10 protein-coding genes are annotated in these 10,373 nt (G+C 72.0%); 8 read left to right on the top strand and 2 right to left on the bottom strand.

The window, feature by feature from the left end; translation table 11 throughout:
- Positions 1-828 (top strand): HNH endonuclease signature motif containing protein (locus VFO68_RS00415; protein WP_325156079.1); only part of this gene is annotated, 828 nt, incomplete at its 5' end.
- A gap of 291 nt (positions 829-1,119) precedes the next feature.
- Here VFO68_RS00415 and VFO68_RS00410 read toward each other — a convergent pair.
- Entirely contained in the window at positions 1,120-2,142 is a 1,023-nt protein-coding gene (locus tag VFO68_RS00410) for an NADP-dependent oxidoreductase (RefSeq protein WP_325156078.1), read from the bottom strand.
- 97 nt (positions 2,143-2,239) lie between these two features.
- Here VFO68_RS00410 and VFO68_RS00405 point away from each other — a divergent pair, with 97 nt between their 5' ends.
- The 7 genes from VFO68_RS00405 (at position 2,240) to VFO68_RS00375 (ending at position 9,061) form a co-directional block, all read left to right on the top strand.
- Entirely contained in the window at positions 2,240-3,007 is a 768-nt protein-coding gene (locus VFO68_RS00405) for a DeoR/GlpR family DNA-binding transcription regulator (protein ID WP_325156077.1), read from the top strand.
- A gap of 40 nt (positions 3,008-3,047) precedes the next feature.
- Complete coding sequence (locus VFO68_RS00400; RefSeq protein WP_414635441.1) at positions 3,048-3,938, top strand: SIS domain-containing protein; 891 nt, start codon at positions 3,048-3,050, stop codon at positions 3,936-3,938.
- Complete coding sequence (locus VFO68_RS00395) at positions 3,935-4,789, top strand: class II fructose-bisphosphate aldolase (protein WP_325156076.1); 855 nt, start codon at positions 3,935-3,937, stop codon at positions 4,787-4,789. Before VFO68_RS00400 ends, VFO68_RS00395 begins: the two co-directional genes overlap by 4 nt.
- A gap of 73 nt (positions 4,790-4,862) precedes the next feature.
- Complete coding sequence (locus VFO68_RS00390; protein WP_325156075.1) at positions 4,863-5,960, top strand: sensor histidine kinase; 1,098 nt, start codon at positions 4,863-4,865, stop codon at positions 5,958-5,960.
- Complete coding sequence (locus VFO68_RS00385) at positions 5,957-6,604, top strand: response regulator transcription factor (protein ID WP_325156074.1); 648 nt, start codon at positions 5,957-5,959, stop codon at positions 6,602-6,604. Before VFO68_RS00390 ends, VFO68_RS00385 begins: the two co-directional genes overlap by 4 nt.
- A gap of 115 nt (positions 6,605-6,719) precedes the next feature.
- Positions 6,720-7,979, top strand: a complete 1,260-nt coding sequence (locus VFO68_RS00380) for a hypothetical protein (protein ID WP_325156073.1) — start codon at positions 6,720-6,722, stop codon at positions 7,977-7,979.
- Positions 7,976-9,061, top strand: coding sequence for a hypothetical protein (locus VFO68_RS00375; protein ID WP_325156072.1), 1,086 nt, complete (start codon positions 7,976-7,978; stop codon positions 9,059-9,061). The genes VFO68_RS00380 and VFO68_RS00375 overlap by 4 nt, the downstream gene beginning before the upstream one ends.
- Here VFO68_RS00375 and VFO68_RS00370 read toward each other — a convergent pair.
- Positions 9,054-10,373 (bottom strand): AfsR/SARP family transcriptional regulator (locus tag VFO68_RS00370; RefSeq protein WP_325156071.1); only part of this gene is annotated, 1,320 nt, incomplete at its 5' end. The two genes, VFO68_RS00375 and VFO68_RS00370, sit on opposite strands and share 8 nt — an antisense overlap.

The raw sequence follows: 10,373 nt of genomic DNA, 5'->3' as shown, positions 1-10,373 counted from the left end.
GCGAACCTGGACCCGCAGGTGGCTGCCGCCGTCGAAGCGCGGGTGTTGCCCCGCGCGGGTGAGCAGACGGTGCCGCAGCTGCGGCGTGCGTTGGCGCGGGCGGTTATTGCCGCTGACCCCGCCGGCGCGGAGCAGCGTCGGCGGGTCAAGGTGCGGGATCGGCAGGTGTACAGCTATCCCACCGAGGACGGGCAGGCTGCGCTGACGATCTACCACTCGGTTGAGGTGATCGCGGCGATGCACAGCACCATCGCTACCCATGCCCGGCACCTCAAGAACCTGGGTGGGGAGGCCCGGACGGTGGCGCAGATCGAAGCCGATGTCGCCGCTGACCTGATCCTCGGCACCGACCCTGACCGGCGGGTGATCGAGATGCATGTGACCCTGCCCGCGAGTGGGCCGGCGGAGATCGACGGGATCGGGCCGATCACCCGGGAACACGCGCTGGAGTTGGCTGGGCAGGCGAAGCGGTGGCGTTGGATCAAAACCGATAGCGCTGGGCGGGTCGTGGACTTGACCACCGCCGCCTATAGCCCGCCTAAGGTGTTGGCGGAGTTGGTCAAGGTGCGGGATCGGACCTGTCGGCACCCGGGCTGTCTGCGGCCGGCGCGGCGCTGCGACATCGACCACCTGACCCCCTGGCCCACCGGGAAGACCTGCGACGGCAACTGCGTGTGCCTGTGCAGGCGGCATCACCGGGCCAAGCATGAGGGTGGCTGGCAGATAGAACAGATCACACCGGGGGTGTTTCGGTGGACCACCCCGCTGGGGTTTGAGCATGTGGTCGAACCGGACCCGGTCACCGATCCGGATCCCCCGCCCTTCTGACCACCACCCCGAACGGCACCCACGCGCCGCGCCTGCGGCGCGGCGCGCCCGCATCCTTTCTTTCTTCTATGAATGATTTTGGTTTTTGAAGAAGCCGCGCCTGACCCTGCCCAGGGCGGGAGACCTGCCCGGTGCACGGCTGTGGGCAGGCCCCCAACCCCACAACCACGCACCCCGAGGGGCTGTCCACAGCCGTGCACCGCAACGCCAGCCCCAACCCACCCAAAGGCGACCACCCCAAGCATCCCGACCCCGCCAGGGACCCGCAACCAGGTAAACCGAGCTGTCAGCTCAGCTCCCATCAAGGGTCACGAGCATTTTGCCGGTGTTGTGGCCGTCGAGCATGGCCAGGAACGCGTCCGGCGCATTGCGGAGGCCGCTGAAAACGGTCTCTTCGTAGTGGATTGTGCCGTCGCGGAGCCAGGTGCTCATCTCGCGGTAGAACTGGGGCTGCAGGTTGGCGTGATCCATGACGAGCATGCCGCGAATGGTCAGGCGTTTGGCGATGATCATGGTGAGGTTGCGCGGGGCGGGCGCGGGTTCGGTGGCGTTGTACTGAGAGATCATGCCGCAGACGGTGACTCGGCCGTGCACGTTGAGCGAACCGATGGCAGCCTCCAGGTGGTCGCCACCTACGTTGTCGAAGTAGACGTCGATGCCGTCGGGAGCGGCGGCGGCGAGTTGGTCGGCGACCGGACCGTCCTTGTAGTTGAAGGCAGCGTCGAAGCCCAGTTTTTCCCGTAGGTAGCGCACCTTGGCCGCGGAGCCGGCACTGCCGATCACGCGGGCCGCGCCCTTCTGGCGGGCGATCTGGCCGACCAGCGAACCGACCGCCCCGGCGGCGCCGGACACGAACAGGGTCTCCCCGGCCCGGAACCCGGCGACGTCGAGCAGGCCGGCGTAGGCGGTGAGGCCGGGCATGCCGAGCACGCCGAGGAACGCGCCGGCGGGGGCCAGGCCGAGGTCGATTTTGCTCGCACCGCGCGCGTCGAGCACCGCGTACTCGCGCCAGCCCAGACCGTGCAGGACGGCATCGCCGGGGGCGAATCCGTCTACAGTGGACTCGACCACCTCGCCCACCGCGCCACCGTGCATCACCTGGCCGACCTCGTAGGGCGGGGCGTAGGACTTCGCATCATTCATCCGGCCGCGCATGTACGGGTCCACGCTCATCACCAGGTTGCGGACCAGCAGTTGGCCTTGCGCCGGGCGGGGGACGTCCGCCTCGACGACGGCGAAGGTTTCCGGACCGGGCCGGCCGGTCGGGCGCGCGGCGAGGTGGACCTCGAGGGCGGTGCTGGGAATCGTCGGCATGGGTCCATCATCGTCCAGCCTCGATCGGGTGAACGGGCGGCTGGGTTTGTCCGATTCTGCTCGAAGTGAGCATGGACGTGCGCGTATTGTGCACGGCATGCGGCAGGAAGATCGGCTGGGGCTGATTCTGCGAGAGCTGAGCGAGCACAGCTCGGTGGGGGTGGGCGGGCTCGCCCAACGGCTGGGGGTGTCCGAGGCGTCGGTGCGGCGTGATCTGAGGCTGTTGGAGAGCCAGAAGCTGCTGACCCGAACGCACGGCGGGGCGGTGGCCTCCGGGGTGCTCTACGAACTGCCGATGCGTTACCGGGGCGGCCAGCACCAGGAGGCGAAGCGGGCCATCGCGGCGGCCACCGCCGCGCTCATCCCGGCCGGGGTCACGGCCGTGGGTCTCAACGGCGGCACGACCACCACCGAGGTCGCCCGGGCGCTGGCCGGCCGTCCCGGGCTGCGGGTGGTGACCAACGCCCTCAACATCGCCTCCGAGCTGGCGGTCCGGTCGAACATCGAACTGGTGGTGTGCGGCGGCAGCGCCCGGCGGGAGTCCTACGAGCTGGTTGGGCCGCTGGCCGAACTGACCCTCGCCAACATCAACATCGAGGTGGCGGTGATCGGGGTGGACGGGGTGAGCGCGAGCGCCGGACTGACCACCCACCACGAGGTGGAGGCGCAGACGAACCGGGCGCTGGTGACGGCGGCGGCGCGGGTGGTCGTGGTCGCGGACTCGAGCAAGATCGGTCGGCGGGGGTTCGCCCGGATCTGCGAGCTGGGCGCGGTCGCCGACATCGTCACCGACTCGGGGGCCAAAGAGGCGGACCTGACCGAGCTGGCCCGGCGCGGCCCGCGAGTGCACGTCGCCCAACTTTGAGCAGAATCAGTCACAAAGTTTGACTGATTCTGGTCGATCCGTGCAGGATGGGTTGGTGGAGTCCTACGCCGCTGCCGAGATTCGCCGCCAACCCGAGTCCTGGTCACGGGCCATCGGCCTGGCAGCGGGGTTGACGGCCACGCTGCCGGCGCCGGGGGAGCGGGTGGCGGTGATCGGGTGCGGCACCTCCTGGTACATGGCGGCGGCGTACGCGGCGCTGCGGGAGGAGACCGGCGCGGGGGAGACGGACGCCTTCGCGGCCAGCCAGTTTCCCGAAAACCGGAACTACGACCGGGTGGTGGCGATCTCCCGGTCGGGCACCACGACCGAGGTGCTGCGGGCGCTGCGGACCGCGCGGCCGCGGACGGTCGCGATTACGGCGGTGGGCGGCAGCCCGATCGCGGAACTCGCCGGCGAGGCGGTTGTGCTCGACTTCGCCGACGAGCGGTCGGTCGTGCAGACCGTGTTCGCGACGACCGCGCTGATGTTGTTGCGGGCCTCGTTGGGCGCGGACCTGGAACCGGTGATCCAGCAGGCGGATGCCGTGCTGGGCCAGGAGTTCACGGTGGAGTTGGGCGCGCAGGTCACGTTCCTGGGCGACGGCTGGGCGTACGGCGTGGCGCGGGAGGCCGCGCTCAAGCTGCGGGAGGCGGCGGGGGTGTGGACGGAGGCCTATCCGCAGTTGGAGTACCGGCACGGGCCGATCGCGATCGCCGAACCGGGCCGCGCGGTGTGGGTGTTCGGCGAGCCGGCGCCCGGCATCGCGGCGGACGTCGCGGCGACGGGAGCCGAGCTGATCGATGATGCTCTCGACCCGGTCGCGGACCTGGTCCGGGCGCAACTGCTCGCGGTGGCATGGGCGCACGAACGCGGGCTGGATCCGGACCGGCCAAGGGGTCTGACCCGCTCGATCGTGCTCCCGACACCATGACCATCGTCAGCACGGCGCGGTTGGTGACCGAGGCGAAACGCGCCGGGCGCGCGGTCGCCGCGCTGAACGTGATCACGCTGGAGCACGCCGAAGCGGTGGCGCGGGCCGCGAGCACGGCCGGCACCGAGGTGATCATGCAGATCAGCGAGAACGCGATCCGCTACCACGACGGCGAACTGGAGCCGTTGGCCGCGGCCGTGCACGCGGTCGCCGACCGGGCCACCGCACCCATCGCCCTGCACCTCGATCACGTGACCGGTCCCGAACTGTTCGACCGGGCCCTGCACTCGGTGTTCAGCTCGATCATGTTCGACGCCGCCGCCCTGGCCTACGCCGACAACGTCGCCCACACCGCGCGCGCCGTCCGGGCCGCGCACGACGCCGGACTGTGGCTGGAGGCGGAACTCGGCTACGTCGGCGGCAAGCCCGACGCCCCGCGCAGCGCGCATCTGCCCGGCGTGCGCACCGATCCGGACGAGGCCGAGGAGTTCGTCCGGGCCACCGGTGTCGATCTGCTCGCCGTGGCGGTCGGCAGCACGCACGCGATGACCGAGCGCACCGCGCGGCTCGACCAGGCCCGCATAGCCGAACTGGCGCACCGGCTGCCGGTTCCGCTGGTGCTGCACGGTTCCTCCGGCGTGGCGCCGGACGAGCTGCGCCAGGCCGTGCGCGCGGGGATCACCAAGGTCAACATCGGGACCGCGCTCAACGTCGCCATGACCGACGCGGTCCGGTCCACCCTGGCCACCGAACCGGAGTTGGTCGACCCGCGCCGCTATCTCGCGCCGGCCCGCACCGCCATGAGTGAGGCGGTGCACGGCCTGCTCACCCTGCTCACCCGGAACGGGTGAACGCTTCGCGCGACCCTCGCGTAGTACCCGCGTGCGGCTGGGATCGGGTACAGAGCGGGCAAACCGCGTCATCGTGGTGCTGCTGGGCCTGCAACGGCTCAGCTACGCGCCGCCGGTCGCGCTCAGCCTGACGTCGGACGACTACCGGCGCGGCACCCTCAACACCGTGCTGGTGGTGCTCACGTTCGGCTGGAATGCCGTGCTGTTCCGCCAGGTCTGGCGGCGGGGCTGGTTCGCGCCGGCCCTGGTGTGGCTGGATGTGGCGTGGTCGGCGGGATTGCTGCTGCTGGTCACCACCAACGTGCCGCGCGGGCTGGAACACGAGCCGGTGAACTGGTCCGAGCGGATGTCCCAGGCCGCGGCGGCCCTGGCCGGTGCCGCACTCGCGCCGGTCGGGCTCGCCGCGCTCGCCGTCGCCGGGCTGCTGGCCGCGCACACCGCCGGCACGCTCGCCACGGGCGGCACGGCGGCCGAGTTGTTGAGCTGCCTCAACGGAATCCTGTGGTTCGCGGTGATCGTCGGCTTCGTGCTGCGGTACCTGCGGCGGCAGGGCCGCGCCCTGGACGAGTCCACCCGGCTGCGGGTCGCGGCCGAGTCGGCGCGGGCGAAATCCGTTGCCCGGCTGGCGAACTACCGGGCGCTGCACGACACCGTGCTCACCACGCTGGTGGCGATCGCCCGCGGCGGGCTCGACCACCGCACCGACGAGGTGCGACGGCGGTGCGCCCGGGAGGCCGAGTACGTGCGGCGACTGTGCCGCGAGGACGCCGAGGCGGAGCCCGGCGACCTCGGCGACAAGCTGACCGAGGTGATCGCCGGGGCCGAGGCGCTCGGGCTGCGGATCCGCTACCAGCGGGACGCGCTGCCGGCGGACCTGCCGCCGGAGGCGGTCGAGGGACTCGGTGAGGCGGCCCGGGAAGCACTCAACAACGTGCTCCGGCACTCCGGCACCGACCAGGCGCGGGTGACCGCACTGCGCACCGGGGCCGGGGTGACGGTCAGCGTGGTGGACCGCGGCCGCGGCTTCGACCCGGCGGACGGGCCGACCGGGTTCGGGCTGCGGTTCTCGGTGCGGCACCGGATGTCGGAGATCGGTGGGGTGGCGGTGGTCGACAGCCGGCCCGGCGAGGGCACCTCGGTGGAGCTGACCTGGCCCGGGGCCGACGCATGATCGACCTCGTGGTGGTCGACGACGACCTGATGCTCCGGGAGGGTCTGCGCGGCTGGCTGGCCGGCGCTTCCGGGATGCGGCTCGCCGCGATGGCGGGCACGGTCGACGACCTGCTCGCGCAGCCGGCGCCCGGATCCGGGGTGGCACTGCTGGACCTGATGCTGCGCGACGGGTCCGATCCGGCGACCAACGTGGTGCGGCTGGCCGACGCCGGCTACCGGGTGCTGGTGATCAGCGTGTGGCCGGATGAGCGGTGGGCGGCGGCCACGTTCGCCGCCGGCGCAGCGGGATACCTCACCAAGGATCACGACCTGGACGCCCTCGGCGCGGCGATCCGGCAGGTGGCCGCGGGGGAGACCGTCTACACCCCCGAACTCGCCTTCGCCTGCCTGCGCGACGAGCGCCCCAACCGCCCGGTGCTCTCCCCCCGGGAGCGCGCGGTGCTGGTCGGTTACGCCTCCGGGCTCACCCTCGGCGCCACCGCGCGCCGGCTCGGCATTCGGCCGGAGACCGCGAAGACCTACCTCGACCGGGTCAAGGCCAAGTACCGCGAGGCCGGGCGGCCGACCTACACCAAGCTGGACCTCGCCAACAGGGTCCGGGAGGACGGCCTGCCCGTCGAGTCCCCCGAACTGGGGACGTGAGCCGGCACCGCAGCGGAACTAGCTTCGTCGGCGGCCAGTTCCTTTGCAGTTGAGGGGAGACGCGGTGTCCGCGCAACCAGAACCCTTGTCCAGACGTACAGTTCTCCGCGCCGCGGTGGTCGGCACGGGAACCGCGGTCGCCGCCGCGCTGCCCGCCGGGCCGGCGGCGGCCGACCCGGTGTTCACCGGTGACGTGGTGCTCGGTGCGATCCCGGTGACCTTCGTCGGCGCGCCGCTGAACAACCGGGGCTCGACGAGTTGGCAGGTAACCCGGCAGCGCACCGACACCTTCCGGTTGTCCGCCACCGCCGACCAGACGCTGTCCCTGTCGTTCGAGACCTCGGTGTCCGGGACCGCGTTCGGCGTCGGGGTGAGCGGCTCGAGCGGCCAGTCGTTCCGGCAGACCACCAGCGTCAGCGTGGCCAACGCGGCGACCATCCGCAGCACCGAGACGATCACGCTCACCTCCCAGGCGCCGCTGGGCAGCGACGGCTACGCCCGGCCCGGCGACACCACCTTCTACCTGATCGCCCGGCCGAAGCTGAACCTGTCCGGAAACCCGGGACAGGGCTTCCGGTTCAAGTTTCTCAACGCCGAGTTCATCCTGATCGCCAACCTCAACCAGTTGCTGACCGACCCGAGCACGCGCAACCCGATCGGCCCGGCCACCGCCGACGCGATCGCCGCGCTCTACCCGTTCCGGGACGGCAACACCAGCGGGCTCGCGCTGCCCAGGCAGAAGTACAAGTTCCGCAAGACCATCTCCGCCGGGCCGAGCACCAGCCCGGTGCAGTTCGTCAACAGCCTGGAGAGCGGGTCGACGATCTCGGCCGGGATCACCGAGACGTTCGCCGTGACGATCATGCAGAGCATCGGGTTCAACAACAACGCCGACCCGGCCACCAGCGCCCGGCTGCAGCAGACCTTCGGCGTCGGGCAGACCTTCCAGGTCAGCGAGAACGCCACGCAGGAACGCACCGACGTGACCATCCTGACCACGTCCGGTCAGCTGTTCAACGACCGGCCGCGGCGGCTGAACAACGTGTACAAGGTCAAGGCGTTCAAGACGCTGATCATCAGCGACGAAGGCACCACGTCGGCCGGCCAACTGGTGGCCTCCGGCCGGGTGCTGGACAGCGCCGGCAACCCGGTCGGCGGTGTGGTCGGCCTGCTCGACGGCACCACCTCGATCGAGGGCGCCAGCGACCCGGCCACCGGCAACTACTCGCTCTACTCCCCGACCCCGCTCGCCCCGGGCAGCTACCCGGTCGTCTGCGGGGACGCGACGCTGACCGTTCCGCTGGGCGGGTCGGCGACACTGCGCCCCACCCCCGGCACCGAGCAGCAGCCGATCAACGCGGTGCTGGTCGAGTGACCGGGTACCTCACCCGCGCCGGGCTGACCCGGTTGGCTCCGGCCGGGGTCGGGTGCGCGGCGGTCGCCGACGACGGCGCCGTCGCCTACACCACCCCGGACGGCGTGACCCTGACCACCGGCGCCGCCGCGCTGCCGGTGGTCAGGCTCCGGGGCGGGCCGTTCCGTTCGGTCGGCGGGCTCGACCTGGCTGACGACGGCCTGCTGGTCTTCCAGGCCGGGCTGCGGCGCGGCGGCGAGGGGATCTTCCTGCGTACCGCGACGGGGACGGATCCCCTTGCCGTGACGGGGGATCCGTCGCCGGCCGGCGTGCCCTACGTCTCCTTCGGCCGGCCCACCGTGACCACCGCGGGTGGCGGCTGGGCGGTGGCGTTTCGGGCGGTGCTCGGCGACGGGCGGGTCTGCGTGGTGCAGCAGGTTGGCAACCGGCGGCCGGTGATCACGCTCGTGAGTGGACAGTCCCTTCCGGACGGAACCGTGGCCGATCTGTCGCCGTCGAGGCTGGGACACGCGTTGTGCTGCGTGGTCCGGATGGCCGGCGGCGCGGCCACGGCGGTCATCGTGAACGGTGGCGTCGTCGCCGCGGGGGACTGGTTGCGGGATGGGGCCGGGGGAGTGGCGCGGATTCTCGACCCGCCGGCGATCAGTGCCCAGCTCGGTTTCGTGACCGTGGAACGCGAGGACGGCGGCCGCGCGTTGTGGACCAGACCACCGGGCGTCGTCGACCCGCAGGTCGTGGTCGCGACCGGCGATCCGGCTCCTGGGTTGGAGTCCGGGACGGTGTTGCGGATCGGCGCACCGGTGGCGAGCAACTGTGCCGCGCTGCGGGTTCCGTTCGGGGTGGCCGCCGGCATTGAGCTCACCGACGGCCGGTTCGCGTTGTGGCTGGGCGTGTTCACCGGTCAGGTGCCGTTGACCGGGCTGGCCACCGTCCCGGCCGTGTCGGGCGCCCGGACCGACGACGGCCATCGGCTGGCCGGGCCGCTCGTTCCGCTGTCGCTGAGCAACACCGGAATCCTGTTGTTCCGGGCCGGCGACGCGCTGCTGCGGCTGGACGGGTTGTTCGACGGCGGGGTCAGCTGAGCAGGTTCGCCGCCGCCGTCCGCAACGTCAGCGGGAGGTGCGCGCACAGTCTGGCCAACTCGGCGATGGCGTCCGGTCGGGCGCTGGGCAGGATCCGGGCCAGCAGCGCGCGGGCCTCGTCCGGAGTCAGCGCGTCCAGGGCCACCCGGTGCGCCCCGTCCCTGGCGACCAGGCCGCACAACGGGTCGCGGCTGGTGACCAGGACCAGGCAGCCGGCCGAGCCGGGCAGCAGCGGGCGGACCTGTTCCGGGTCGACGACGTCGTCCAGGACGACCAGCAACCGCTTGTCCGCCACCAGGGTCCGGTACAGGCCGATGGCCGTCTCCAGGTCGGTCGGAACCTGCCCGGCCGGCACTCCGAGGGCGTACAGGAACCCCGCCAGCGTCTCGGTCGGACGCGGCGGCGGGCCGAACGCGGAGCCGCGCAGGCTGGCGAACAGCTGACCGTCCGGGAACCGGGGCTCGATCCGGTGCGCCCAGTGCACCGCGAGCGCGGTCTTTCCGACGCCGGCCGGGCCGGTGAGCGCGACGATCACCATGGCCGGCGCGGTGCCGTGGCCGGACAGCAGGGTGTCCAGCCGACGCAACTGCTCGGCGCGGCCGGTGAAAGCGGCCACGCCGGCGGGCAGCTGGGCCGGGACCGGGGGCCGAAACGGCGCCTCGGCCAGCGCGACGTCCAGCCCCGGATCGGCGGCCAGAATGCGCTGGTGCAACAACTTCAGCGCGGGGCTGGGTTCGATGCCCAACTCCTCGGCCAGCCGGATGCGGGTCTGCCGGTAGGCGGCCAGCGCGTCGGCCTGGCGGCAGCACCGGTACAGGGCGAGGATCCACAGCTCCGCGAGCCGTTCCCGCAACGGGTGCTCGGCCGCGAGATCGGCCAGCTCGGCCACGGTCTCGGTGTGCCGGCCGAGCCGCAGGTCGTTGGCCAGCCGGTGTTCCAGCGCCGCGAGGCCTTCCTCCGCCAGCCCGCGGACCAGCCGGTTCCGGACCGCGCCGCAGGTCACGTCGGCGAGCGGGAACCCGCGCCACAGCGTCAATGCCGCGCGCAGCAGTTGGTCGGACCGCCGGGGATCGGTGCTGCGGTGCGCGCTGCCGACCAGGCTGCGGAACCGGTGCAGGTCGATGCGCTGCGGGTCGACCCGGAGCAGGTAGCCGGGATGGCGCGCGACGAGCTCGACCTCGACGTCACAGGTCAGCGTCCGGCGCAGCCGGGAAACGTGGGCCTGGATGGCGTTGCGCGCCCCGGCCGGCGGATCGTCCCCCCACACGATCTCGGCGAGCCGGTCCAGCGGCACCACCCGGCCCGGCTCGAG

It is taken from the genome of Actinophytocola sp. (genome assembly GCF_035712165.1).
GTDB lineage: Bacteria > Actinomycetota > Actinomycetes > Mycobacteriales > Pseudonocardiaceae > DASYTH01.
The sequence above is the reverse complement of the archived record's forward strand: the minus strand, read 5'-3'. Positions and strand labels throughout refer to the sequence as shown.